General features: G+C 64.0%; 27 protein-coding genes, 4 tRNA genes and 3 pseudogenes. 17 read left to right on the forward strand and 17 right to left on the reverse strand.

The window, feature by feature from the left end:
• Positions 1–53 precede the first annotated feature (53 nt).
• Both JCM9942_RS00545 and yhbY read right to left on the reverse strand, forming a co-directional pair.
• Entirely contained in the window at positions 54–434 is a 381-nt protein-coding gene (locus JCM9942_RS00545; protein ID WP_054656807.1) for an Mth938-like domain-containing protein, read from the reverse strand.
• Positions 435–452: 18 nt separating this feature from the next.
• Positions 453–758: a ribosome assembly RNA-binding protein YhbY gene (gene yhbY, locus JCM9942_RS00550; RefSeq protein WP_054656808.1), complete on the reverse strand. Its 306-nt coding sequence runs from the start codon at positions 756–758 to the stop codon at positions 453–455.
• Between the two features lie 64 nt (positions 759–822).
• On the opposite strand from yhbY, the gene rlmE reads away from it, so the two are divergent.
• The 14 genes and pseudogenes from rlmE (at position 823) to JCM9942_RS00615 (ending at position 13,702) form a co-directional block, all read left to right on the forward strand.
• Positions 823–1,455: a 23S rRNA (uridine(2552)-2'-O)-methyltransferase RlmE gene (gene rlmE, locus JCM9942_RS00555; RefSeq protein WP_054656809.1), complete on the forward strand. Its 633-nt coding sequence runs from the start codon at positions 823–825 to the stop codon at positions 1,453–1,455.
• A gap of 53 nt (positions 1,456–1,508) precedes the next feature.
• On the forward strand, positions 1,509–3,440 hold the full coding sequence (gene ftsH, locus JCM9942_RS00560; RefSeq protein ID WP_054656810.1) for an ATP-dependent zinc metalloprotease FtsH: 1,932 nt from the start codon (positions 1,509–1,511) through the stop codon (positions 3,438–3,440).
• Positions 3,441–3,598: 158 nt separating this feature from the next.
• Positions 3,599–3,736 (forward strand): hypothetical protein, encoded by a 138-nt coding sequence (locus JCM9942_RS18700; RefSeq protein WP_241772759.1) that lies wholly within the window; start codon positions 3,599–3,601, stop codon positions 3,734–3,736.
• Positions 3,736–4,632, forward strand: coding sequence for a dihydropteroate synthase (folP, locus tag JCM9942_RS00565; RefSeq protein WP_054656811.1), 897 nt, complete (start codon positions 3,736–3,738; stop codon positions 4,630–4,632). Before JCM9942_RS18700 ends, folP begins: the two co-directional genes overlap by 1 nt.
• Positions 4,632–5,585, forward strand: coding sequence for a tRNA (adenosine(37)-N6)-dimethylallyltransferase MiaA (miaA, locus tag JCM9942_RS00570; protein WP_054656812.1), 954 nt, complete (start codon positions 4,632–4,634; stop codon positions 5,583–5,585). Before folP ends, miaA begins: the two co-directional genes overlap by 1 nt.
• An 89-nt stretch (positions 5,586–5,674) precedes the next feature.
• Positions 5,675–5,956 (forward strand): RNA chaperone Hfq, encoded by a 282-nt coding sequence (gene hfq, locus JCM9942_RS00575; protein WP_054656813.1) that lies wholly within the window; start codon positions 5,675–5,677, stop codon positions 5,954–5,956.
• 14 nt (positions 5,957–5,970) lie between these two features.
• Positions 5,971–7,281, forward strand: a complete 1,311-nt coding sequence (gene hflX / locus JCM9942_RS00580; RefSeq protein WP_054656814.1) for a ribosome rescue GTPase HflX — start codon at positions 5,971–5,973, stop codon at positions 7,279–7,281.
• A 135-nt stretch (positions 7,282–7,416) separates the two neighbouring features.
• Positions 7,417–7,907: pseudogene (locus tag JCM9942_RS00585) on the forward strand (CinA family protein).
• Positions 7,908–7,976: 69 nt separating this feature from the next.
• Positions 7,977–8,618 carry a transcriptional repressor LexA gene (lexA, locus tag JCM9942_RS00590; protein WP_054656815.1) on the forward strand — a complete coding sequence of 214 codons (642 nt, stop codon included), beginning with the start codon at positions 7,977–7,979 and terminating at the stop codon, positions 8,616–8,618.
• A gap of 194 nt (positions 8,619–8,812) precedes the next feature.
• The gene (gene recA, locus JCM9942_RS00595) at positions 8,813–9,847 is read left to right on the forward strand and encodes a recombinase RecA (protein WP_054656816.1); all 1,035 of its coding nucleotides are present in this window, start codon (positions 8,813–8,815) and stop codon (positions 9,845–9,847) included.
• Between the two features lie 108 nt (positions 9,848–9,955).
• Positions 9,956–10,444, forward strand: a complete 489-nt coding sequence (gene recX / locus JCM9942_RS00600) for a recombination regulator RecX (protein WP_054656817.1) — start codon at positions 9,956–9,958, stop codon at positions 10,442–10,444.
• Positions 10,445–10,543: 99 nt separating this feature from the next.
• A pseudogene (alaS, locus tag JCM9942_RS00605) lies at positions 10,544–13,194 on the forward strand (alanine--tRNA ligase).
• A 138-nt stretch (positions 13,195–13,332) separates the two neighbouring features.
• Positions 13,333–13,536 (forward strand): carbon storage regulator CsrA, encoded by a 204-nt coding sequence (gene csrA, locus JCM9942_RS00610; RefSeq protein ID WP_054656818.1) that lies wholly within the window; start codon positions 13,333–13,335, stop codon positions 13,534–13,536.
• 73 nt (positions 13,537–13,609) lie between these two features.
• Positions 13,610–13,702, forward strand: a tRNA-Ser gene (locus JCM9942_RS00615).
• A 141-nt stretch (positions 13,703–13,843) separates the two neighbouring features.
• Here the strand turns inward: JCM9942_RS00615 and JCM9942_RS18705 are convergent.
• From JCM9942_RS18705 to JCM9942_RS00660, 13 genes are all read right to left on the reverse strand, one after another.
• A complete protein-coding gene (locus JCM9942_RS18705; RefSeq protein ID WP_157722730.1) occupies positions 13,844–13,972 on the reverse strand; it encodes a helix-turn-helix transcriptional regulator in 129 nt (42 codons plus the stop codon).
• Positions 13,942–14,145 (reverse strand): hypothetical protein, encoded by a 204-nt coding sequence (locus JCM9942_RS18710; RefSeq protein ID WP_157722731.1) that lies wholly within the window; start codon positions 14,143–14,145, stop codon positions 13,942–13,944. Before JCM9942_RS18710 ends, JCM9942_RS18705 begins: the two co-directional genes overlap by 31 nt.
• Positions 14,146–14,704: 559 nt before the next feature.
• On the reverse strand, positions 14,705–14,992 hold the full coding sequence (locus JCM9942_RS18715) for a hypothetical protein (protein ID WP_145974363.1): 288 nt from the start codon (positions 14,990–14,992) through the stop codon (positions 14,705–14,707).
• A 393-nt stretch (positions 14,993–15,385) separates the two neighbouring features.
• Positions 15,386–15,462 (reverse strand) — tRNA-Arg (locus JCM9942_RS00620).
• 52 nt (positions 15,463–15,514) lie between these two features.
• Positions 15,515–15,591 (reverse strand) — tRNA-Arg (locus JCM9942_RS00625).
• A gap of 62 nt (positions 15,592–15,653) precedes the next feature.
• Positions 15,654–16,037: a hypothetical protein gene (locus JCM9942_RS17970; RefSeq protein ID WP_157722732.1), complete on the reverse strand. Its 384-nt coding sequence runs from the start codon at positions 16,035–16,037 to the stop codon at positions 15,654–15,656.
• Positions 15,944–16,399: an alpha/beta fold hydrolase gene (locus tag JCM9942_RS20570; protein ID WP_157722733.1), complete on the reverse strand. Its 456-nt coding sequence runs from the start codon at positions 16,397–16,399 to the stop codon at positions 15,944–15,946. The genes JCM9942_RS17970 and JCM9942_RS20570 overlap by 94 nt, the downstream gene beginning before the upstream one ends.
• A 91-nt stretch (positions 16,400–16,490) precedes the next feature.
• Positions 16,491–17,300: a bifunctional hydroxymethylpyrimidine kinase/phosphomethylpyrimidine kinase gene (thiD, locus tag JCM9942_RS00635; RefSeq protein WP_054656819.1), complete on the reverse strand. Its 810-nt coding sequence runs from the start codon at positions 17,298–17,300 to the stop codon at positions 16,491–16,493.
• A 35-nt stretch (positions 17,301–17,335) separates the two neighbouring features.
• Entirely contained in the window at positions 17,336–18,007 is a 672-nt protein-coding gene (locus tag JCM9942_RS00640) for a YoaK family protein (RefSeq protein WP_054656820.1), read from the reverse strand.
• Positions 18,008–18,016: 9 nt separating this feature from the next.
• On the reverse strand, positions 18,017–18,508 hold the full coding sequence (locus JCM9942_RS00645; protein ID WP_083468354.1) for a hypothetical protein: 492 nt from the start codon (positions 18,506–18,508) through the stop codon (positions 18,017–18,019).
• Positions 18,509–18,513: 5 nt separating this feature from the next.
• Positions 18,514–19,914 carry a PhoH family protein gene (locus JCM9942_RS00650; protein WP_054656822.1) on the reverse strand — a complete coding sequence of 467 codons (1,401 nt, stop codon included), beginning with the start codon at positions 19,912–19,914 and terminating at the stop codon, positions 18,514–18,516.
• An 81-nt stretch (positions 19,915–19,995) separates the two neighbouring features.
• Positions 19,996–20,475, reverse strand: coding sequence for a peroxiredoxin (locus tag JCM9942_RS00655; protein WP_054656823.1), 480 nt, complete (start codon positions 20,473–20,475; stop codon positions 19,996–19,998).
• A gap of 79 nt (positions 20,476–20,554) precedes the next feature.
• Positions 20,555–21,115: a glycine cleavage system transcriptional repressor gene (locus JCM9942_RS00660; RefSeq protein ID WP_054656824.1), complete on the reverse strand. Its 561-nt coding sequence runs from the start codon at positions 21,113–21,115 to the stop codon at positions 20,555–20,557.
• A 162-nt stretch (positions 21,116–21,277) separates the two neighbouring features.
• Between JCM9942_RS00660 and dapA the strand changes: the two are divergent.
• Positions 21,278–22,170: pseudogene (gene dapA / locus JCM9942_RS00665) on the forward strand (4-hydroxy-tetrahydrodipicolinate synthase).
• A gap of 30 nt (positions 22,171–22,200) precedes the next feature.
• A complete protein-coding gene (locus JCM9942_RS00670) occupies positions 22,201–22,713 on the forward strand; it encodes a hypothetical protein (RefSeq protein WP_054656825.1) in 513 nt (170 codons plus the stop codon).
• A 73-nt stretch (positions 22,714–22,786) separates the two neighbouring features.
• Here JCM9942_RS00670 and fdxA read toward each other — a convergent pair whose 3' ends face one another.
• Both fdxA and JCM9942_RS00680 read right to left on the reverse strand, forming a co-directional pair.
• Positions 22,787–23,110 carry a ferredoxin FdxA gene (gene fdxA / locus JCM9942_RS00675; RefSeq protein ID WP_054656826.1) on the reverse strand — a complete coding sequence of 108 codons (324 nt, stop codon included), beginning with the start codon at positions 23,108–23,110 and terminating at the stop codon, positions 22,787–22,789.
• Between the two features lie 388 nt (positions 23,111–23,498).
• Positions 23,499–23,573: transfer RNA gene (locus JCM9942_RS00680), tRNA-Glu, on the reverse strand.
• A gap of 42 nt (positions 23,574–23,615) precedes the next feature.
• Between JCM9942_RS00680 and pcnB the strand changes: the two genes are divergently transcribed.
• Complete coding sequence (pcnB, locus tag JCM9942_RS00685) at positions 23,616–24,992, forward strand: polynucleotide adenylyltransferase PcnB (RefSeq protein ID WP_054656827.1); 1,377 nt, start codon at positions 23,616–23,618, stop codon at positions 24,990–24,992.
• The last annotated feature ends 32 nt before the right edge of the window (positions 24,993–25,024 follow it).

The raw sequence follows: 25,024 nt of genomic DNA on the forward strand, positions 1-25,024 counted from the left end.
AAAAAAGGCCCAGTGCGATGCGCCGGGCCTTTTACTTTGTGTCCCCGAGGAAATCAGCTGCCGTTTTCGAGAATGAAGGCGGCAACCACCTTGCGGTCCTCTGCGGCCAGAACATTGAAGGTGCGGGCGGCCGAGGCGTTGTTCATCACCTCGATACCGATGCCGCGCGTCAAGCAGGCGGCCAGCACCGCGGCCGGCGGGAACACCTGCTGTTCGCCGGTGCCGAGAATGACCAGGGCCGGGTTCAGCTCCAGGGCCGCGTTCAGGTGACCGGCGGTCAACTCCGCAAGCGATCTGACCGGCCAGTCTTCGATCAGCTGGTTCGGCGCAAGAATGAAGCTGTGCGTCAGTACGCGATCATTCACCTTGGCCTGGCGGCCATCGGCTGCGCGCAAACTGTAGGTGTAATCAGGCAGTTCCCGGCTCAGTTGCATCGAAGGGCTCCTCGGCGATCAGCCGCGGGGCAGCACGATCTGGCGCTGTTCCTTGCTTGGACGGTACAGCACGGCGACATGGCCGATGCGCTGCACCAGCGCGCTGCCGCTGGCCTGGACCAGCTCGGAAATCATGGCATCACGGGCCTCGCGGTCTTCCGCGCCGACCTTCACTTTGATCAGTTCATGACGCTCAAGTACTTCGTCCAGTTCTGCCAGGAAGGCTGGCGTGACCCCCTTTCCACCGATCTGCAGCAGTGCTTTCAGATCGTGCGCGGCACCGCGCAAAAATCGGGTCTGGGCCGGGGTCAGGACGATAGACATGCAGGAATACAGGTAATCAAGGGGGTTCAGGGTATCATGACCACCCCATCTGGCCCCATTTCCAATGGCTTCCCGCAGCAAAAGCAGTCAACGCTGGTTGAAAGAACACTTTTCCGATCCTTTCGTTAAGAAGGCGCAGGCGGAGGGCATGCGTTCGCGCGCCGCCTACAAGCTGGAGGAGCTGCTCAAGCGCGACCGGCTGCTGAAACCGAACATGGTCGTGGTCGATCTGGGCGCCGCGCCCGGCGGCTGGTCGCAGCAGGTACGCAAACAGATGGGCGACAGTGGCCGGGTGCTGGCACTGGATATCCTGGAGATGCCGCCGCTGGCGGGGGTGGAGTTCCTTCACGGTGACTTCAGGGAGCAGGCCGTCCTATCGCAGTTTGAAGCCATGCTCGGGAATCAGCCGGTAGACCTTGTGCTGTCGGATATGGCCCCCAATAAGAGTGGCATGGATGCGGTCGACCAGCCGCGGATGATGTATCTGGCGGAGTTGGCGTTGGATTTTTCCGACAACCACCTCAAGCCCGGTGGGGCGTTCCTGATCAAGTTGTTCCAGGGCGTCGGCTTTGATGACTACGTGCGTGAAATGCGCCGTCGTTTCGACAAGGTCGTGATCCGCAAGCCCGAGGCCTCCCGCGCGCGTTCGCCGGAAGTCTATGCCCTCGGGCAGGGCAAGCGGGCGCAGATCAAGTAAGCTCAACCATACGCATTGCGTCAGAAATTAGAGGGACACCGGAGCCGATGAGGATGAACGACCTGACCAAGAACCTCCTGCTATGGGTGGTTGTCGCCGTCGTGCTGATGGTGGTGTTCCAGAGCTTTGCGCCACGCGGTGGTGCAGTGACCGCCGGTGACGCGCGCAACTACACCCAGTTCCTTCAGGAAGTGGACTCGGGCCGCATCAAGGCGGTCGAGTACACCGACAAGACGACGCTGACCACCAACCATCTGCGCTTCAAGCGTGCCGATGGCTCGGAAGGCCAGCTGTTCGCCCCGGCCGATCCCAAGCTGCTGGATCAGCTGTATTCCAAGAATGTCGAAGTGGTGCGCCAGGAGCCGGCCACCGGTCCGGGTTTCTGGGGGCTGGTGCTGCAGTTCCTGCCGGTGCTGCTGTTGATCGGCTTCTGGATTTTCATGATGCGCCAGATGCAGGGCGGTGGTGGCGGTGCCAAGGGTGCGATGTCCTTCGGCAAGTCGCGCGCCAAGCTGCAGGGCGAGGACCAGATCAAGGTCACCTTCGCCGATGTCGCCGGTTGTGACGAAGCCAAGGAGGAAGTCGGTGAACTGGTCGAGTTCCTGCGCGATCCGTCCCGTTTCACCAAGCTCGGCGGCAAGATTCCGCGCGGTGTGCTGATGGTCGGCCCGCCGGGTACCGGCAAGACGCTGCTGGCCCGTGCGATCGCCGGCGAGGCCAAGGTGCCGTTTTTCGCCATCTCCGGTTCCGACTTTGTCGAGATGTTCGTCGGCGTCGGCGCCAGCCGCGTGCGCGACATGTTCGAGCAGGCCAAGAAGCACGCGCCGTGCATCATCTTCATCGACGAAATCGATGCCGTGGGCCGTCACCGCGGTTCGGGTATGGGCGGTGGCCACGACGAGCGCGAGCAGACCCTGAACCAGATGCTGGTCGAAATGGACGGCTTCGAGGGCGGTGAAGGCGTCATCGTGATCGCCGCGACCAACCGTCCGGACGTGCTGGACAAGGCGCTGCTGCGTCCGGGCCGTTTCGACCGCCAGGTGATGGTTGGCCTGCCGGACATCAAGGGCCGCGAGCAGATCCTGCGCGTGCACCTGCGCAAGGTGCCGGCCGCCGATGACGTGCGTCCGGAAGTGCTGGCACGCGGTACTCCGGGTTTTTCCGGTGCCGATCTGGCCAACCTGATCAATGAAGGCGCCCTGTTTGCGGCTCGTCGCAACAAGCAGGAAGTCGACATGAAGGACTTCGAGGACGCCAAGGACAAGATCTACATGGGTCCTGAGCGCCGCAGCATGGTCATGCGCGAGGATGAGCGTCGCAACACCGCTTACCACGAGTCCGGCCACGCCGTTGTCGCCATGTCGTTGCCCAAGGCCGACCCGGTGCACAAGGTCACCATCATGCCGCGCGGCTGGGCATTGGGCGTGACCTGGCAGTTGCCCGAGCACGACCACATCAGCAAGTACCGCGATCGCATGCTGGAAGAGCTGGCGATCCTGTTTGGTGGCCGTATCGCCGAGGAGTTGTTTGTGGGCGAGATGTCCACCGGCGCGTCCAATGACTTCGAACGTGCCACCAAACTGGCGCGCGGCATGGTCACCAAGTACGGCATGTCCGATGTGATGGGCACCATGGTCTACGCCGACGAGGAAGCTGGCTACGGCATGCACAGCAAGACCATTTCCGAGGCCACCCAGCAGAAGGTGGACGCGGAGATCCGTCGCATCCTGGACCAGCAGTACGCGGTAGCGCGCAGCATCCTGGAGGAAAAGCGCGACATCGTCGAGGCGATGACCGTCGCGCTGCTGGACTGGGAAACCATCGATGCCGAGCAGGTCAAGGCGATCATGGAGGGCCGCAAGCCTTCGCCGCCCGCCGGATGGGTGGAAAAGGGCGGCGGCAACGGACCGACCGGTGATGACAAGGGCGGCGACGCGCAGAGCCCGGTTGCGCCGATCACCAGCGATCCCGCCAGCCAGCACTGATTGATAGTGCGATCTGCAACGAAACGGGCCGGTTTTCCGGCCCGTTTCCGTATGCGGCGATCGCGGCGCTGGGCGAGAATAGGCGCCATCCAGTCTTCCGGTACTTCCGCATGAACACGCCTTCGACGCCCCCCCCACCTCCCACGCATCTTCCGGAAATGATCATCGCCACCGTGGCCGGTGTCGCGTTCGGAGTGAAGACCGGCAACTACCTGACCGGTATTTTTGTCGGCGTCGTGCTGGGGGTGGTGCTGAGCTTTATTGGCAGCAAGCTGCGCGCGCGGAGCAAACGCTGATGTTCGACCTGGCTCCCCAGCTGGATTGCAACGGCCGTCTGTTGCGCCTGGACCGGCCCCGGGTGATGGGCATCGTCAACGTCACGCCGGACTCGTTTTCAGACGGTGGCCAGCATTTTGATGCGGCCGCGGCAATCGCCCACGGCCTTGCGCTGGTGGAGCAGGGGGCGGACCTGCTCGACGTCGGTGGCGAGTCCACGCGTCCCGGTGCGGCCCAGGTGTCGGTGCAGGAGGAGATCGACCGCGTCGCGCCGGTGATCGAAGCATTGGCGGCACGCGTGGCTGTGCCGATCAGCGTGGACACGTTCAAACCGGACGTGATGCGGGCTGCGTTGGCGGCCGGTGCCGGCATGGTCAATGACGTGCAGGCGCTGCGGCAGCCGGGCGCGCTTGAGGTGCTGGCGAACTCGGGTGCGGCCGTGGTGCTGATGCATGCGGTTGGCGGCCCTTACGATGCGGGCGCGACGCACTGCTATGACGAGATCGCCGGCGACGTGCAGCGGTTTCTCGCCGAGCGGGTGTTCGCCGCGGAGATGGCCGGGATCGCGCGCAAGCGGTTGGTGATCGATCCCGGTTACGGTTTCAACAAGGACACCGCGCAGAATTTCACTCTGCTGGCCGCGCAGGAGCGTCTGCTGGCGCTGGGTGTTCCACTGCTGGCCGGGTTTTCGCGCAAGCGGTGCATCGGTGAGGTGACCGGGCGCACGGTGGCGTGCGAGCGTGTCGCCGGTTCGGTCGCGGCACATCTTCTGGCCGTGCAGCGTGGTGCGAAGATCGTACGCGTGCACGACGTGGCCGCCACGGTGGACGCGCTCAAGGTGCTGGCGGCGGTCGATGCTATACCGGCGCCGCGCGCCGACACGCCGTCACTGCCGCGCTGGCCGGACGAGGATTGATGGGCAGCGATCAACGACCGTTGGCGATCGCGCTGATGGGGCCGACCGCGTCGGGCAAGACCGCTGCGGCGATCGCGCTGGCCAAGGCCTACGACGGAGAGATCGTCAGCGTCGACTCGGCGCTGGTGTATCGCGGGCTGGAAATCGGTGCGGCCAAGCCGGACCTGGAGGAGCGCGCGGGCATTGCGCATCACCTGCTGGATCTGCGCGATCCATGGGAAACCTATTCGGCGGCGGAGTTCGCCAGCGACGCAGCGGCGGCGGTGCGCGCTATCGCGGCCCGCGGCCGCTTGCCGATCCTGGCTGGCGGCACCGGGCTGTATTTCCGTGCGTTGCTGCAGGGCCTGTCGCCGATGCCGCAGGCCGATCCGGCGATCCGCGCGCAGATCACAGCCGAGGCGGCGGTGGTCGGCTGGCCGGCCCTGCATACGCAACTGGCGAAGGTCGATCCGCTAGCCGCCAAGCGCATCCATGCGACCGACCCGCAGCGCATTCAGCGGGCGCTGGAGGTGTTCCGCCTCACCGGCAAGCCGATCAGTCATTGGCAGGCGCTGCCAGGTATCGCCCGCCTGCCGGCGCGCGTGCTCAAGCTGGTACTCGCTCCGGCCGACCGCGCGGTGTTGCACCAGTGCATCGAAAGGCGCTTCGACCTGATGCTGGAGCAGGGCTTTCTGGACGAGGTGCGGCGCTTGCGGGCCTTGCCGCAGATGGCGCGGGTAGCCGCGCCCCTGGATCTTCCTGCAATACGGGCGGTGGGTTACCGGCAGGCCTGGCAGTTCCTGGAGGGGCAGGGCAGTGCGATGGAATTCCGCGACAAGGCCATTTTCGCCACGCGCCAGCTGGCCAAGCGCCAGCTGACCTGGTTGCGTGGTGAGCTGGATGCGCGCTGGTATGACCCGGCGAGCGATATGCCCGGTTTGCGGAACGCGGTCTCACTGTTTCTGGGAAGGTGAGAAGGCGCCGGCCGGTGTACCATCACCGTTCCGGACAGGCAGGGGGCGCTTTCGGTCCGGACCATAAAAACAATAACGAGGAGTGGACGATGTCCAAAGGACAGTCTTTGCAGGACCCGTTTCTGAATGCACTGCGCCGCGAGCGCGTGCCGGTGTCGGTGTACCTGGTCAATGGCATCAAACTGCAGGGCACGATCGAATCGTTTGACCAGTTCGTGGTGCTGCTGCGCAATACCGTCAGCCAGATGGTCTACAAGCACGCCATTTCCACCGTGGTTCCAGCGCGCAACGTGCGTGTGGGGCCGGGCGGTGGTTATGTGCAATCCGGTGAGGGCAGTCAGGCAGGCGATGACGACAACGACAGCGAGTAAGAAGGACGTGGCGCGTGTTTGACCGTTCCAAGAAGGGCGAGCACGCACTGTTGATCCAACCGCACAGTGGGCGGCTGGAAGAGGATGTGCTGGAAGAGTTCACCGATCTGGCCCGTTCGGCGGGTGCCAGTATCGCCGCGACCATCACCGCGCGTATGGATCGCCCCAATCCCTCCACCTTGATCGGCAGCGGCAAGCTGGATGAGGTCAAGGCCGCGGCCGATGCCACCGGTGCGGATCTGGTGCTGGTCAACCATCAGCTCAGCCCGGTGCAGGAGCGCAACCTGGAGCGCTTCCTGGAGCGCCGGGTGATCGACCGTACTGGCCTGATCCTGGATATCTTCGCCCAGCGTGCGCACAGCCATGAAGGCAAACTGCAGGTCGAGCTGGCCCAGTTGCGTCATCTGGCCACGCGTCTGGTGCGCGGCTGGACCCACCTGGAGCGACAGCGTGGTGGTTCCATCGGCCTGCGCGGCCCGGGCGAAACGCAGCTGGAAACCGACCGCCGTCTGCTGCAAAAACGCGTGGAACAGCTGCAGAAGCGCCTGGAAAAAGTCGAAGTGCAGCGCACCCAGATGCGTCGTGCGCGCGTGCGCAGCGAGTTGCCACGCATCGCACTGGTGGGCTACACCAACGCCGGCAAGTCGACCTTGTTCAATGCCTTGACCGGTGCCGAAGCCTACGCCGCCGATCAGCTGTTCGCCACGCTGGATCCCACGGTGCGGCGCATCGCGCTCCCGGGTGGCAGCGCGATGCTGGCCGACACCGTGGGCTTCGTCCGCGACCTGCCGCATGATCTGGTGGCCGCGTTCCGCTCCACGTTGTCCGAGGCACGTGAGGCCGACTTCCTGCTGCATCTGGTGGATGCGGCTGATCCACTGCGGGAAGATCGGATCGCGCAGGTCGATGAAGTGCTTGAGGCGGTAGGGGCCGGGGATCTGCCGCAGCTGCTGGTCTTCAACAAGATCGATCGCATCGAAGGGGCCGAGGTGCGTCATGACGCACAGGACGGCGTTCCGGACGAGTCGCGGCGCGAGCGGGTGTGGATTTCAGCGCGTGACGGGCGAGGCCTGGAGCTGCTGCAATCGGTGCTCGGCAAACGCCTGGGTCTGCAGCATGTGACTGGCACCGTGCGTATTCCGCCCAGCGCTGGACGCTTGCGTTCGCGTCTGCATGAGCTGGAAGTCGTCCGCAGCGAGCAGGCCGACGAAGAAGGGTGGCTGGTCGAGGTGGATATCCCCATCGCCGAGGCCGAGAAGCTGGCCGGTGGCCGTGATGGTGCGGTGATCCGGGCGTTGTTGCCCGAGGCCGAGCCGGAATGGTGAGTCGCTTTCCACGGGATAGATGAATGGCAAAGGGTCGCTCAGCGACCCTTTGTCTTATCCGGCGTTACCACCCATCAGCAATGCATGTGGCGTGGAAATGCGCTACAACGCAGCGGCCTCCCTCCAGGAATTTCCATGGCCGCTCTTACCGACCACGAACTCGATCAACTCGCTGCCCGGCTGGGCGAGCGGCTGCGTGCTGTGCGCGATCACGTCGTCACTGCTGAAAGCTGTACCGGAGGCTGGATCGCCAAGGCGATGACCGGCGTCTCCGGCTCCTCGGACTGGTTCGACAGCGGATGGTGGCTTACAGCTACGAGGCCAAGCAGGCGTTGCTGGGAGTCAGTCCGCAGACATTGGAGGTCCATGGTGCGGTCAGTCGCGAAACGGTGATTGAAATGGTCTCGGGCGCGCTGGTGCGGTCCGGTGCCAGCATTGCGGTCGCGGTCACCGGCATTGCCGGGCCCGGCGGCGGCAGTGAGGACAAACCGGTCGGAACGGTCTGGATCGGCTGGAAGCGCCGTGGCGGCTATACCCGCGCCGAGCTGTTCCATTTCGATGGGGACCGCGACGCGGTGCGCCGGCAGACCGTTGCCGCGGCGCTGATCGGGCTGGAGACGCTGTAGCTTCATGGGGTAGCCGTTGGTGACCGGGGGTATTGACGGGCGTGTTTGTTAGTAGCAATACTACTAACCATGAATCTGACCGATACCCAGCAGGCCATCCTCGATTTGATCGCACAGCGGATCGAGGCGGAGGGCGTACCGCCGTCACAGACCGAGATCGCCCGGGCGTTCGGCTTCAAGGGCGTGCGCTCGGCGCAGTACCACCTGGAGGCGCTGGAAGCTGCCGGTGCCATCGAGCGTGTGCCGGGACGGGCGCGGGGGATCCGGCTGGTGCGCCCGGCTGCAGAAGATCCGGCGTTGCCTCTGGTGAGCGCGGCCCAGGAACAGGTGCTGCGTCTGCCGGTGCTTGGCCGGGTCGCGGCGGGGCTCCCGATTGGCGCCGACATCGGCTCGGACGATTTTGTGGTGCTGGACAGGGTGTTCTTCTCGCCTGCGCCGGATTACCTGCTGAAAGTGCAGGGCGATTCGATGGTCGATGAAGGCATCTTCAATGGCGACCTGATCGGCGTACACCGTACCCGCGACGCCCGAACCGGTCAGATCGTGGTGGCGCGGATCGATGACGAGATCACCGTCAAGCTGCTCAAGATCGGCAAGGACCGGATCCGGCTGCTGCCGCGCAACCCGGACTATGCGCCCATCGAAGTGCAGCCTGACCAGGACTTCGCGATCGAGGGGCTTTACTGCGGCCTGCTGCGGCCCAACCGGTAAGCCGGATGTTTTTCGCCGCCATGAAGGTGTGTTTTTCCTACGGGCTAAGGCGGTATCCGCTGCTGCCGGTATGCTGGCCGGCCAGATAATTTGCCCTGTCGCACGCAATCTCAGCCTGTGCGATGTGGCAGCGCTAAAGTGGACCCATGACGAAATCAGCTAAATCAACGAAATCAACGACGAGGACGAACCCGATGGACGAGAACAAGAAGCGCGCGCTCTCCGCCGCACTGAGCCAGATCGAGAAGCAGTTCGGCAAGGGCTCGGTGATGCGCATGGGGGATCGCGTGGTCGAGCCCGTCGAGGCGATCCCGACCGGTTCGTTGATGCTGGATATCGCACTGGGGATCGGTGGCTTGCCCAAGGGGCGTGTGGTCGAGATCTATGGTCCGGAATCCTCCGGCAAGACCACCCTGACGCTGCAGGCAATTGCCGAATGCCAGAAGCTGGGCGGCACGGCCGCCTTCATTGACGCCGAGCATGCGCTGGACCCGATCTATGCAGCCAAGCTGGGGGTGAATGTTGACGATCTGCTGCTGTCGCAGCCGGATACGGGTGAACAGGCGCTGGAAATCGCCGACATGCTGGTGCGCTCGGGTTCGGTCGATATCGTGGTGATCGATTCGGTGGCTGCGCTGACCCCCAAGGCGGAAATCGAAGGCGAGATGGGTGACCAGCTGCCGGGTCTGCAGGCCCGCCTGATGAGCCAGGCGCTGCGCAAGCTGACCGGCAACATCAAGCGCTCCAACACGCTGGTGGTCTTCATCAACCAGTTGCGCATGAAAATCGGTGTGATGATGCCGGGCCAGAGTCCCGAGGTGACCACCGGCGGCAACGCGCTGAAATTCTATGCCTCGGTGCGGCTGGATATCCGCCGTATCGGTGCGATCAAGAAGGGCGATGAGATCATCGGCAACCAGACCAAGATCAAGGTTGTGAAGAACAAGCTGGCGCCCCCCTTCAAGCAAGTCATCACGGAGATCCTGTATGGCGAAGGCATCAGCCGTGAAGGCGAGCTGATCGACATGGGCGTGGAGGCCAAGCTGGTGGACAAGGCGGGCGCCTGGTACAGCTATGGCGACGAACGCATTGGTCAGGGCAAGGACAACGCCCGCGGCTATCTGCGTGACAATCCGCAGGTGGCGGCTCGTCTTGAGGCAGAGCTGCGCGAGAAGTTCCAGCCGGCGGAAGCTGCACGCGAGGAAGGTGACAGCGACGGCGAGGATTGATTTTCCGCAGGGCGGGCGGCGCATCGTCAGTGACGTCGTCCCGCCCTTGCGGTATTGAATCCAGCAGGGATGCCATGGATGGCGCCACCCTGAAAGGCAGCAGATCAGATGAGTGATAGGGATGACGGCCCGGCCAAGCCGGGCAGGCGGCGGGAGCAGACCCCGCTGCAGCGGGCACTGGGTTTGCTGGTGCGGCGGGAGCACTCGCGCAAAGAACTTGCGCGCAAGCTGAAGGCGCGCGGGCTTGATGCCGAGGCTGTGGACGTTGCGGTGTCGCGGCTGGCCGATGAAGGTTGGCAGAATGACGCGCGATTTGCCGAATCGGTCGTGCGCAATCGCTCAAACGGCGGCTATGGACCGCTGCATATCCGCGCGGAGCTGGGAACGCATGGCTTGGATGCAGATGCGATCGAGGCTGCGCTGGCAACATTCGAGGGTGATTGGGCCGAGAGAGCGCGTGAGCTGGTGTGCCGCCGGTTCGGGCCGGATGGGCCGCAGGAGCTTGCTCAGCGACGCAAGGCGGCGGACCTGCTGGCGCGGCGTGGGTTTGACGGCAGCTGCATCCGCAGTGCGACCCGATACGACGCTGAGGACTGAGCGCGCTGGGCCTGATACCCTTTCAGGGTTTCGGTTGTCCCGAATTCCCGCGCCCTTGGGGCGATCGGGACCCGCTAGCCCGCTTATTGCCAGTCCCCAATGAATAATCCTGCCAAATTCACCACTTCCCAGATCCGCGCCGACTTCCTGGAATTCTTCAAGTCCAAGGGGCACACGATCGTGCCCTCCGCACCCCTGGTGCCGGGCAACGACCCGACCCTGCTGTTCACCAACTCCGGCATGGTGCAGTTCAAGGACGTGTTCCTGGGGGCTGAAAAGCGCAGCTATGTGCGCGCAGCCGACGTCCAGCGGTGCCTGCGTGCTGGCGGCAAGCACAACGATCTTGATTCGGTCGGCTATACCGCCCGCCATCACACGTTCTTTGAAATGCTCGGCAACTGGTCCTTCGGCGATTACTTCAAGAAGGAGGCCATCGCCTGGTCGTGGGAGTTGCTGACCAAGGTATGGGGGCTGGCGCCGGAACGCCTGCTGGTTACCGTCTACCACACCGACGACGAGTCGTACGAGCTGTGGAACAAGATGATCGGCCTGCCGCCGGAGCGCATCGTGCGCATCGGCGACAACAAGGGAGCGCCGTACGCGTCGGACAATTTCTGGCAGATGGCCGATACCGGTCCGTGTGGCCCCTGTACCGAAATCTTCTACGATCACGGCGAGCACATTGCCGGTGGCCCGCCAGGCTCGCCAGATGAAGATGGTGACCGCTATATCGAGATCTGGAACAACGTCTTCATGCAGTTCGATCGCCAGCCGGACGGCACCCTGGTGCCACTGCCGGCGCCATGCGTGGACACCGGTATGGGTCTTGAGCGCCTGGCGGCGATCCTGCAGCACGTGCATACCAATTACGAGATCGACCTGTTCCAGGCGCTGATCCGCAAGGCCAGTGAGCTGACCGGTATGGCTGATCTGGAGAACAAGTCGCTGCGCGTTATCGCCGATCACATCCGTGCCTGTTCGTTCCTGATCGTCGATGGCGTACTGCCGTCGAACGAGGGTCGTGGTTATGTCCTGCGCCGGATCATCCGCCGTGCGCTGCGCCATGGCTGGATGCTGGGGGTACGCCAGCCGTTCTTCAGCAAGCTGGTGCCGACGCTGGTCGAGCAGATGGGCGAGGCCTATCCCGAGTTGCCGGCGCAGGCCGATACGGTTGTGCGTGCATTGCAGGCCGAGGAAGAGCGCTTCGCCGAGACGCTGGACTCGGGCATGAAGATTTTCGACGACTTGGCCGCCAAGGTGACCGACGGCGTGATCCCCGGCGTGGATGCCTTCCGTCTGTATGACACCTACGGTTTTCCGGTCGACCTGACCGCCGACATCGCGCGCGAGCGCGGTATGACGGTGGATATGGAGGGCTTCGAAGCTCGATGGAGCACCAGCGCGAAACCGCGCGGGCTGCCGGCAAGTTCGGCGGTGGCGTAACCCTGTCGGCAGAGCTGGTGGCCAGCCTTGAGCCGACGGCCTTCCTCGGTTACGAGCGCTTGCAGGCCGATGGCTTGAGCGTGGTCGCCATCCTCAAGGACGGCGTTCCGGTCCAGTCCGCGCAGGTGGGCGACGAGGTCATCGTGTTCACGGCGCAGACACCGTTCTACGCCGAATCCGGTGGCCAGGTCGGTGATACCGGTCTGCTGTCCGCTGACGGCGTGCGTGTCGAGGTAGCGGATACGCAGAAGTTCGCCGGCCAGTTCCACGGCCATGTCGGCAAGATCGGCGAGGGCGCGCTGCGCGTGGGTCAGGTGCTGTCGGGTCAGGTCGATGGCCAGCGTCGCAGTGCCACGATCCTCAACCACTCGGCCACCCATCTGCTGCATGCCGCGCTGCGCGAGGTGCTGGGCACCCATGTGCAGCAGAAGGGCTCGCTGGTGGCGCCGGATCGTCTGCGTTTTGACTTCTCGCACTTCCAGCCGATCAGCGCTGAGGACGTTGCGCTGATTGAGCGCAAGGTCAATGAGCAGGTGCGTGCCAACAACGCGGCTGAAGTGCATCACATGGGCATGCAGGAGGCGCTGGATTTCGGTGCCATGGCGCTGTTCGGCGAGAAATACGGCGAAAACGTGCGGGTGCTGAAGATGGGTGAGTACTCCACCGAGCTCTGCGGTGGCACCCATGTTTCACGCACCGGTGATATCGGCTTGTTCAAGATCACCTCCGAGGGCGGTGTTTCCTCTGGCGTTCGTCGTATCGAGGCGGTTACCGGGCAGGGTGCGCTGGACTATGTGGCCGAGGAAGAGTCGCGATTGCAGCAGGCGGCGCAGTTGCTCGGCGGTAGCGAGGCGGATGTTGTCGAGAAAATCCGCCAGCTCGGCGAGCGCCAGAAGAAGCTGGAGCGTGAGCTGGAATCGCTCAAGGCCAAGGTGGCATCCGGTGCGACTGCTGACCTGGGTTCGGCAGCGGTCGATGTCGGCGGTGTGAAGGTGCTGGTGGCGCGGCTGGAGGGGTTTGACGCCAAGGCGTTGCGTGAAGCCGTTGACCGCCTCAAGCAGCAGCTGGGCGATGCGGTGATCCTGCTGGCGGGCGTGCAGGATGGGAAGGCCGCTCTGGTCGCGGGTGTGAACGGATCTGCAATGGGCAGGGTCAAGGCCGGTGAACTGGTGTCCTACGTTGCGGGTCAGATCGGAGGTAAGGGCGGCGGTCGCCCGGATATGGCTCAAGGCGGGGGTGAGGATGGTCCCCAGCTTGTTGCAGCACTTGATGGTGTGTTGGCCTGGGCCAAGCCGCATTTGGCCTGAATGTGAAAAGCTTTCTGCCTTGAAGGTACGCGCGCCCTGCAGTTAACATTGGGCAGTCTTTTCCCTTTGTCGTGGGGCGCACGCTGCAGCGCGCCAATGCCGGTGGGAATCCATCCGGTTCCATGGAGATTCGCAAAAATGTTGATCCTGACTCGCCGTGTAGGCGAAACCTTGATGATCGGCGACTCGGTCAGCGTGACCGTGCTCGGCGTCAAGGGCAACCAGGTACGTATCGGTATCACCGCTCCGAAGGATGTGGCGGTGCACCGTGAGGAGATTTTCCAGCGTATCCAGCGCGGTGACGAGCCCGCTGCTTCCGGAAGTGAAGAAACTTCGGAATAAGGGTTTACCTTTCACCCCGATAAACGTTATTCTTCGCGCCCCGCTACTGAATAAGTAACCGGGCAATAAGAACGGAGTGATGCCCGAGAGGCCGAAGGGGCTCCCCTGCTAAGGGAGTATAGGGTCAAAAGCTCTATCGAGGGTTCGAATCCCTCTCACTCCGCCAAGTGTTGAACTAAGCCGCTGATTACAGCGGCTTTTTTCATGCCGCAAGGTCCTGCCCCATGTTTTGCCCCATGTTTGGGGACCATGCATTGCCTGCGGCAATCGCCAGGATGGAGGCATCAATTTCCGGCGAGAACCAGAGCTACTTAGCGCCGATCTTGCGCGGCTTCGGGAATGCATCCTTCGCCATCATGCGATAGACCGTTGCGGTGCTCAGGCCGGCGCAGAGCTTCACCTCTTTCAGCGGCAGTAGCGCGATTTCCTCAGCCATGACTCTCTCCTTCCAGCGCCTCCCGGGGGGCTCTCCATTCGTTGATTCATGTGTTCGTTCTCGGCGCGCAGCCGGATGATCTCGTTGGCCGCGGTGGCCAGCTGCTCGCGCAGTGGGTCCTTGGGCGGCTGCTTCATGCGCTTGGCTGGCTTGGTGAAGAGCTGCCGGTTCATGGGAACAGCTCCATCTGCGGCGGCTGTCCCGCCTCGGGCGCCAGAGCTGCCGACGACTGCGCGGCCCGGCGGCGAGCGCTCTGTGCATGGCGGAACGAGAACCAGAAGCCATGGCCATGCCGGCGTGCAAGGCAGTCGGCGAGGAACGCACGGGCGGTGGGCTTTGCTTGGTCTGCACTCATGCCGCATGCCTCGGCTGCGGCCGCACGGGCCCGAACCAAAGCGCGGCAGCGTTGTTGATCTGGACCTTCTCGGGGTCAGGTGGCAGGGCGGGCAGGGAGCGCGGAGCCGGCGCCGGTCGTTCACGCACACAGTGCAGATCGAGTCGCGGCCACGGCTGCCGGCCTTGGGGTTGCCTGCTCTGGTCGCGGGCGCTGGTAGGAGTTGCAGTTGCGCATCGGACACTCCCGCGCCGTGGCTGGTGGGGTGCTTGTGGTGCCAGTGAGTCTGCGTGTAGTCGATGTGCACTGACTCGTCTGGAACGGGCCACAGAACCCGGGCTTCTGGTGTGTGCGGCTAGGCTTTCAGGGTCTGCATACTGCGCTCACCCTTGTCGTCGTCAATCTTCGTCTCCACCTCGACATCGATAGGGGTTGTGGAGTTGGGCTGCCAGCGGCTCACGCCCCCCCACTTCAGTGCTGGTGGCCTGCATGGCGGCACTGAGTGCTGCCAGCATGTCTCTGCGCTCTTCATGCGTCGTGCGCTTAGCGTCGTTGGCATATTCTGGCCCGAGCCTATCGCGTCCAGTGAGCGCCATCTGCGCTCGTTCGACCATTGCGTCGGTAGTCACGGTGCTGCCGCCCTTTGAGCTGGTGTCGATCAGGGCGAGTTCACGCAGCTCCTGCACAATAACTATGGAGGTTCCGCGCGCAGTCGTTTTTGGGTGACAGTCATTGCTGCCGGCGCGGCCTTGGAGAGAGCGCTGTCCACTCGGCTCGGCACGCTGCGTCGGATGCCGATCCGCTTCCTGTTGTGCTTGGACAATGGTGTGGGGTTCTGGTCACTGTCACTACGCCGGGCCGGAAGACGGTTGCTGGGTGCGGCAAGAATTCATCGCGCCGTGCTGTCTGCGGTGGGGCGGGATTGTGGGGCGTGTCATGCGCGCGTTGTCTTGGGTTGCATAGAGGCGATCGGGGCATTATCCTGCGGCTTCCGTGCAGCAGTTTGATCTGCGCTTGTGCAATGGTGGATAGCGCGCATGCAAAAACAGCAGGCTATGCCTGCTGTTTTCATAATGTAATGGTGCGCCCGGAGAGATTCGAACTCCCGACCGCCTGGTTCGTAGCCAGGTACTCTATCCAACTGAGCTACGGGCGCGCTTTACATTATTCTGGTTTGAAGCTGCGGAAGCTGGTTCCGATTTCTGACGTGGTGGGCCCGGAGAGATTCGAACTCCCGACCGCCTGGTTCGTAGCCAGGTACTCTATCCAACTGAGCTACGGGCCCGTCGTCAGGAGCGAGATTATGCGGATATGCTGCGTGTGCGTCAATGCTTTTGTGAAATTTTCTTAATCATTGTGACGGAGCAGGGTGGCGGCGACCTGTTGCGGTGTTTTCATCCAGTGGAAGTGATCTGCCCTGGTGCCCAGTTGCTGTGATGACAGCACATGCAGCATGGGCTTGGATGCGGGCATCTTCGCCAGCAGCTGCTGCATCGAACCGGCAGGAGCCAGCCAGTCACGATTGAAGACGATCGCCGAGACCGGGGTCGAGACGGTGCGCATGCCCGCTTCCAGGTCGTTGGCCAGATCGCGCGCGGCGTAGTGGTTGCTCAGGCCGACGCGCGCCCAGTCATGGATCAGACCGCGTGCCTCGGTGCCGCCGAAGCCGACCCGGCGGCCGGGCAGTGCGCCCAGGCGCTGCGCCAACCATGGCAGGAACCGATAGGCCAATGGCAGCAGGTAGCGGCGCGGTGCGGGAAAGCTGCGCCACCACGGTGTGCCGCTGGCGATGAGCACAGTGCATCCAGATCTCCGGTGCGCAGCCCGGCGTAACAGCAGCCCAGTTGGCCGCCGAGGCTGTGTCCACCCAGGCGGAATGGGCGGCCGGGGATTGTGGCGTAAATGGCGGCCTCGGCCGCCGGCAGATCGTACTGCAACAGTTCTTTATAGCCCCAGTCATGATGGCGATTCGGGCGAAGGCTGCTGCTGCCATTGCCGCGCCATTCGTGCAGAAATACGGCAATGCCCTTGGCAGCCAGGGCGTCGGCGAAGGCTGGTAGTGGCGTGCGGCGATGCCGAGGGCAGGCAACCACAGCAGGCTGGCCGTTGCCTGCTCGGGTACATGGCTCAGCAGCTCGAACTGGTGTCCGTCGGCGCTGGTGATGGACACTCGCGCTGTAGCGTTCATGCCGTGCGCGCGGCGCCGAAGTGATCGAGCACCATGACTTCGCTGTGGCCGGGCCGATAGCCGCCCTGCAGGCCGCGCGCGATGTAGTCGATTGCCGCTTCGCAGGCGTTGGGCATCGACAGGCCGCAGCACAGTTGCGCGGCGATGGACGAGGCCAGTGTGCAGCCGGTGCCATGGGCATCGACCGGCAGTCGCGCATGGCTGAATTCTTCGCGGGTGACGCCATCGAAGTAGCGATCGATGACGCGGTTGCCTTCAAACAGGTGCCCACCTTTGAGCAGGACCGCGCTGGCGCCCATGCCGATCAGTGCATCAGCCGCATCATCGGCGTCGGCGGCGTTGTTGATGCGCCGGCCAAGCAGCAGCTCGGCTTCGGGCGTATTGGGGGTGATCAGTGTCGCCAATGGCAACAGGCGTTCGCGCAGGGCTTGCAAGGCGCTGTCTTGCAGCAGCCTGGCACCACTGGTGGCGATCATGACCGGATCGAGCACGACCTGTGGCGGGCGACGTTGTTCCAGTATGCCGGCAACGAGATGGATGACCTCGGCGTTGGCCAGCATGCCCAGTTTGACTGCATGGATGTCGAAGTCGTCGAAACAGGCATCGATCTGTGCCTGCAGGAAATCCAGTGGCGGGACATGCACGGCGGTAACGCCGCGGGTGTTCTGTGCGGTGAGTGCGGCGATGGCGGAGAGGCCGTGTACGCGATGCGCGGCGAAGGCCTTGAGGTCGGCCTGGATGCCTGCGCCGCCGCCGGAGTCGGAGCCGGCGATGGTCAGGGCGGAGAACGGCGTTGAAGGGCTCATGCGCACGATTGTGCAATGTTTGCGGAAAACATGTCTCAGCCGCGTTGGCGTGTCGTCCATTGGCGATACAGCACATAGCCAATACCGGTAGCGCCGGTCAGAAGGGCCGGTGCAAGCAGGGCGTCGTACTTCCAGCGCGCAAATAGCCACGCACCTATCACGCCACCACTCAGGAAGCCGCTGATGATCAGGCCGCTCAGGGTGAGGCGCCGTATGGGCAGGGGCAGTCCGCGTAGCAGGTGGCCCAGGCCGATGCCGAGATCGGTGAACATGCCGCTCAGATGGGTGGTGCGTACCACCGCGCCGCTGAACGTGGTGGCCATGGCATTTTGCAGTCCGCAAGCCATTGCCGCTGCCCAGGCGCCCCAGACCTGTTGGTGCTTGAACAGTGGAATGGCCAGCAGCAGCAGTGCCGATTCAAGTGCCAGTGCAACCCCGTAGCGCCGCCCGATCTGCAGGGTGCTGTCCTGGATGATCAATCCACTGAGCATGGCGCCCAGCGAGAACGCGATCAGCAATCCCCACAGGTGCCCGACCTGGCGCCAGTGACCTTGTGCCAGCGCAATGCCCAGCTGGCTGGTGCTGCCGGTAAGGTGGCTGACAGCCTGGTGTTCAAAGCCCAGAAAGCCGGCCACGTTGACCATGCCGGCCACACAGGACAGCGCGACAGCGCCGATCCAGACCCACACCGGCAGGCGGATTCCCATGTGGCCGCCTCAGGGTGACGGCGGCGGGCCGTTGCGCTCGACGCTGGAGAAGGTGCCGCTCTGCGGATCGTAGACGGCGCCCCAGAAACTGTCGCCGCCATCGCAGGCGCGTATGGCCTCGCGCGCCGGATCCCTCTTGCTGTGGTCCGGCAGGGTGAACGCGTTGATGTAGATCAGGCGCTTGCCGCCGGATTCGAAGCCCACGTATTGCCGGCTGGACAGGGCCGGTTCGGCAACCTCCGGCTGCAGGCGTGAGAGCTGGCTTTCCAGGGTCTCGATATCGGCGCGGCTGGGGGCCCAGTAACCGCTAATGGCGCCGGCATGTTTGGCGGGGCTGTCACGCGAGCAGGTGTCCAGCACCTCCGCGGCGATCACCGGCCGGGTCACCACCCAGGACTGTCCGGCCTTGATCGCTGTGGGCACGACAGCGCCCGGTTTCACGTTGGAAGGAGTACATGCGGCCAGTGCGAGAGCGGCGCAGGCCGACAGCAGGACGTGCAGGTGTTTCACAGGACCTCCGAGGCATAATCGGCCAGGCGCGAACGCTCGCCCCGACGCAGGGTGATGTGCGCACTGTGCGGCCAGTTCTTGAAGCGGTCCACCGCATAGGTGAGGCCGGAGGTGGTTTCGGTCAGATACGGTGTATCGATCTGTTCGACATTGCCCAGGCAGACGATCTTGGTGCCGGGGCCGGCACGGGTGATCAGCGTCTTCATCTGTTTGGGCGTGAGGTTCTGCGCCTCGTCCAAGATCAGGTAGCGCGACAGGAAAGTGCGGCCGCGCATGAAGTTCAACGAGCGGATCTTGATGCGGCTGGCGAGCAGGTCGTTGGTGGCCGCACGGCCCCATGAGCCGCCGTCCTGGTTGTGGGTGAGCACTTCCAGATTGTCGGTGAGCGCCCCCATCCAGGGCGTCATCTTTTCTTCCTCGGTGCCCGGCAGGAAGCCGATGTCCTCGCCGACGCTGACCGTGGCGCGGGTCATGATGATCTCGCGGTAGCGTTGCTGGTCCAGCGTCTGCGCCAGGCCGGCCGCCAGCGCCAGCAGGGTCTTGCCGGTACCGGCGGTGCCGAGCAGGGTCACGAAATCGATCTCCGGGTCCATCAACGCGTTGAGCGCGAAATTCTGCTCACGGTTGCGCGCGCTGATGCCCCATACCGAATGCGCGCTGTGGCGGAAATCACTGACCAGCGAGAGGATGATGCGACCGTCGCCTTCAACCCGGGTGACCTTGAGTTCGACCTCATCCTCGCCCGGAAGGTAGGCGTACTGGTTGGGGTGCCAGTCCTCGTCGTCGGCGGCCAGGATCTCGTAGCTGGTACGGCCCTTGTCGCTCCAGCTGCGCAGGTTGTCGCTGTGCTTCTTCCAGAAATCTTCCGGCAGCTGGGTGGCGCCGGTATAGAGCAGGCTGAAATCGTCCAGCGCGCGGTCGTTCTCGTAATCCTCCGAATCGATGCCGGCGATGGCGGCCTTGATGCGCAGGTTGATGTCCTTGGAGATGAACACCACCGGCGTATCCGGGTGCTGCTCTCTCAAGACGAGGATCGCGCCGAGGATGGCGTTGTCCGGGATGACCTTGCCAAAGCTCTTGCCGGCGTCGAAATGGCTGGTCTGGAAGTACAGGCGGCCGGCACTTTGCGCACCGCGCAGCTGCAGGCTCTTTGGGCGGTCCAGTGGCACCCCGTCCTGCACGCTGCCGATGCCGGCGGCCTCGATCAGCTCGTCCAGGAAACGGCTCACCTGGCGGGCGTTGCGGCTGGCCTCGGTGGTACCCTTCTTGCTGTTGTCCAGTTCCTCGATCACCTGCATCGGCAGGTAGACATCATGTTCCTCGAATTTGAACAGCGCGGTCGGATCGTGCATCAGCACGTTGGTGTCCAGCACGTAGATGCGCTTGCCTCGGGTCATCATCGATTCCTGGTGGCGGGCAGGGTCACACCATCGCACCTGCGGGGCAGGGCGATGGGGCGGGTGGGGACGGCAGGTGGCTCACTTGCTCGGGGCGGCCTTCAGGGCTTCAAGTACGGCATCGGCATGGCCGGCGACCTTGACCTTGCGCCATTCCTGCACCAGCGTGCTGTCGGGCGAGATCAGGAAGGTGCTGCGTTCGATCCCGCGCACCTGCTTGCCGTACATGTTCTTCATCCTGATCACGTCGAAGGCGCTGCACAGCGCTTCATCGCTGTCGCTGATCAGCGGGAAATCGAATCCCTGCTTGGCGCAGAAGTTGTCGTGTGACTTCACCGAGTCGCGCGAGACGCCGAATACACGGGCGCCGGCCTGCTTGAACTGGGGCAGCAGGGCGTTGAAATCAAGGCCTTCGGTAGTGCAGCCCGGGGTACTGTCCTTCGGGTAGAAGTACAGCACCAGCCAGTGGCCGCACTGCTCGCGCAGAGTGGTGGTCGTGCCGCCGGACAGTGCCAGCGGAAGATCGAGGGTGATGCTGTCCAGGGTATCGCCGATGTTCATCAGATCCTTTCCGGAGCCTGGGGTGATTCGATTGCAATTGCATGAAACGCCGCGCACCTGTGACGGGCGCGCGAATGGGTCAGAACTTCATCGGATCCATGATCGCGTCCAGGTTGAGGTGGTCGCAGAACTCAAGGAAGTCATCGCGCAGCGCGGCGATATGCATGTTCGCCGGCACGCCGATGGTGATCTGCGCGGAGAACATCTCCGCACCGGTCTGCATGGCCTGGTAGCGTGTGCTCTGCAGGTTCTCGATGGTGATGCCCTGGCGGTCGAAGAAATCGGCCAGCTGGAACAGGATGCCCGGCTTGTCGGCGGCGATGACCTCGACGATATACGGCAGCAGATTGGACTGGACCTGCTTGGCCTCGGTGCGGTACCAGACCAGCTTCATGCTTTCTTCGCGCTCAAGCCGGGTCAGCATGGCTTCGAGTTTGGCGACCGCGTCCCAGGAGCCGGTCGCCAGCGTGGTCACCGAGACATCACGCCCGACCGTGGACAGGCGGGCATCGACCAGGTTGCAGCCACTGTCGGCGATGCGCCGGGTAACGGACAGCAGGGGAGACTCCGGATGCGTCGTATAGGCGTTGATCAGGAGGTGGTTTTCGGTCGGCAACGGCCGCGGAGTGGTGTCGGTCAAGGTGGTTCCGGTAATGCGTGAGAGGCTGAACGGTGCCGGCGGCGGTCCGTTTACTGGCCTCCAGCATACTTGCCCCCCCTTTCGACCGGCAAGTAACATGCTTTCGGTCACGAACCTGCCCGCCGGCAGGCCTCTTTACCCCCACAAAGAGCACCGGTTCCCTTGTCAATTTCAGGACTTATCACCGCGCTTGCCACCCCGTTCCGGGCTGACGGCGCACTCGACCCGGAAGGCTGGCAGCGCCTGCTGGCGATGCAGCTGCAGGCAGGTGTTCACGGTGTGGTGGTGGCCGGCTCCACCGGTGAGGCATCCACGCTCTCCGACGAAGAGTATGAAACCCTGCTGCGCTCGGCCGTGGCCGCTGTCGGTGGGAGGATGCCGGTGCTGGCCGGGACCGGGGTTTCTGGTACCGCGAAGACCATCGATATCACCCGGCGTGCCGCGCGTGCCGGCGCTACCCACGCACTGGTGGTGACGCCGCCTTATGTGCGCCCCACCCAGGAAGGGCTGCGCCAGCACTATCTGGCCGTGGCTGAGCAGGGCGGATTGCCGGTCGTACTGTACAACGTGCCCGGCCGCACGGGCTGCGATCTATTGCCCGAAACCGTGGCGGAGCTGGCGGCGCACCCCAATGTCGTCGCGATCAAGGAGGCCGTCAGTGACGTGTCGCGCCTGAAGGCGTTGCTGGAGCTTCGCAGCGACAGCTTCACCCTGCTCAGTGGCGATGACGCCACCGCAGCGCGTTCCATGCTCGCCGGCGCCGATGGTCTGATTTCGGTCGGCTCAAATGCGTTGCCGGGCGCATACCGGTCCTGTGTGATCTGGCCCGTGCCGGCGATGCCGCTGCCGCCGAGGCGTGGGATGCCCGCTTGCAGCCGTACCATGACTTCTGTGGTGTCGAATCCAATCCGATTCCGGTGAAGGCGCTGTTGCAGCGCGCCGGTATCGGCCACGGCCTGCGTCTGCCACTGTTGCCGCTTTCCGCCGCGTACCACGCTGCCGCCGATCATCTGGCCGCCGATATCGGTGCGTTGGAAGAACTATCCAGCCACTGAACTGCAGTGGCCTGAACCAGGAGATACACCATGCGTCAAACCTCCACCTTCCGCGTGCTTTCTTTGGCGCTGCTTGCCGTTGTCACCACCGTTGCCGCCACCGGCTGCTTCAAGCGCGGGGCGCGAGGTGACTACGCCCTGGCGCCGGAAGCCCGTCCGCTGGAAGTGCCGCCCGATCTGACCCTGCCCAACACCGCCGGTGCGGCGCCAGTTCCGGCATTGGCGTCGGCAGCCAAGCCGGCCGCGGCTTCGGCGGCAACGGTGGCCGCCTCGCAGAGCGGTTTCACTGTCAGTGGTGGTCGCGACGACGTTTTCGGCAAGGTGGGCGATGCCCTTGCGGCGATCGAGGGCGTGACTATCGCCAGCCGTGCGCAGCTGCTGGGTTCCTACGACGTGGCCTACGAAGGCAGCAACTTCCTGGTGCGCGTGGTGGCCGTCGATGCGGGCGTCTACGTTTCGGCGGTGGATCCGCGTGGCTTGCCGGCCACCGATGCGGCCGCGCTGAAGTTGATCGCCACCTTGAAGGCGCAGCTGGGCGGTTGAACCCGTATTGCCAAGTTGAAAGCAAAACGGGCGCCATCGGCGCCCGTTTTCATTGTGCTGCCGCTGGCGATGCTCAGCGTTCCAGCAGCTTGAGTTTGTCGGGCTTGCCATCCCATTCGGCGGCATCAGCCGGCGGATCCTTGCGCACGGTCAGCACCGGCCACGCCTTGGCCAGTTCGGCGTTCAGGGCGACAAAGCCTTCCTGACCGGCTGGCACGTCGTCTTCCGGGAAAATGGCGTTGACCGGGCATTCGGGTTCGCACAGCGTGCAGTCGATGCACTCATCCGGGTCGATGACCAGGAAGTTCGGGCCCTCGTGGAAACAGTCCACGGGGCAGACTTCAACGCAGTCTGTGTGTTTGCACTTGATGCAGTTTTCAGTAACGACGAAGGGCATGGCAGGGTCCGGCGATTAGCCGCCATATTCTAGTGCACGATGCTGTGCTGGGGCGCACTTGTTCTCATTTGGGGCGGGGACTCTCGGAGCGTTTGAGCGCTTTCTTTTATGCGCGTGGCCGCCGACGTGGTGGTCTGCGATTCGCCGCCGGGCGCGCGCCGGCAGCCGGCGCCCCGGTGTGATGGGGCTGTCCGCCAAGGGATGAAGAGGCGAGGGTGTCGTATGGCCGGTCGGACGGTGAGGCGCGCGGATGTGCGCTGAGGGCGCGTGCTTCTCCGCTCCGCATCGCCCATGCCGGTGCGGCACTCCATCACCGGCGATGTGATCGTCGGGCCTGTAAACGCAAAACCCCGCATAAGCGGGGTTTTGCGTGGATCTGCCGGGCGCGTGGCGCTCCCTAGGGGACTCGAACCCCTGTTTTAGCCTTGAGAGGGCCACGTCCTAACCACTAGACGAAGGGAGCGTATTGGTCGCGTCCGGCGAGCGCGCTAGTATATGCATCTGGTTGCCGCTCGGCAATCCCGCAAACCCAACTGGAAGCGCCAACATCAATTCCACAGTTACAAAGCCGTTCACGCTGCGCACCATTCCCCGCGACCAGCACACCATCTCGCGCAAGGACATCAGTCCCAATGCATTGCGTGTGCTCTACCGTCTGCGCGAGGCCGGTTTCGCCGCCTATCTGGTCGGTGGTGCGGTCCGAGATCTTCTGGTGGACGGTCGTCCCAAGGATTTCGACGTGGCCACCGACGCCACGCCCGAGCAGATCAAGCAGCTCTTCCGCAATTGCCGCCTGATCGGCCGCCGTTTCCGCTTGGCCCATGTGGTGTTCGGGCGCGAAATCATCGAGGTGGCCACGTTTCGCGCCAACACCGACGATGGCAGTGGTGATCGCGAGGTCGAGAACGGCATGCTGGTGCGCGACAACGTCTACGGCACGATCGAAGACGATGCGTTGCGCCGCGATTTCACCTGCAATGCGCTGTATTACGCGATCGAGGATTTCTCGGTGCGCGATTACACCGGCGGGTTCGAGGATGTGCAGGCGCGCACGATGAAGCTGATCGGCGATCCGGAGCAGCGCTATCGCGAGGATCCGGTGCGCATGCTGCGCGCGGTACGGCTGGCGGCCAAGCTGGATTTTACGATCGACGAGGCCACGGCCGAGCCGATTCCGCGTCTGGCCAACCTGCTGGGTGAGGCGGCACCGGCGCGGCTGTTCGAGGAAGTGCTCAAACTGTTCCTTTCCGGGCATGGCGTTGCCGGTTTCGAGGGGCTGGAGCGCTACGGCCTGCTGGCGGTGCTGTTCCCGGAAAGCGCCGCAGCGCTCAAGAGCAACCGCACCGGCGCCTTGCGCAGCATCCTGATCGAAGGGCTGCGCAATACCGACGAGCGGGTGGCCAATGACGAGCCTGTGTCGCCGGCATTCCTGTTCGCGTTGCTGCTGTGGCCCGCGTTCTGCCGTTCCTTGATGGCGCTGCAGAAGCAGGGTGTGGCGATGGAGGAGGCGCAGCGCCGCGCGGCAGACCGGGTGACGCTGCACCAGCTCACCACCATCGCGTTGCCGCGCCGGTTCTCGCTGCCGATGCAGGAAATCTGGCTGCTGCAATCGCGCTTCAGCTCGCGTCAGCGCAAGCGGGTGTTCCGTACGCTGACCCATCCGCGCTTCCGTGCGGCATTTGATTTCCTGATGTTGCGTGGCGTCGCCTCGACCGAGCATGCTGAAGACATCGCGTTCTGGCGCGAAGCGCAACAGCAGTCCGGGCGGCAGCTCGAGTCTTCGCTTGATGAAATGAATAGCGAGGTGCTGGCAGAGGGGGATGCACCGCGTCGCCGCCGTCGCCGTCGCCGGTCCGGGGCTCCGGCCGCCTCGGGCGAGTAGCCGCGATGGTGCTGGCCTGCGTTGGGCTGGGG

It is taken from the genome of Stenotrophomonas pictorum JCM 9942, from assembly GCF_001310775.1.
Lineage (GTDB): Bacteria > Pseudomonadota > Gammaproteobacteria > Xanthomonadales > Xanthomonadaceae > Stenotrophomonas > Stenotrophomonas pictorum.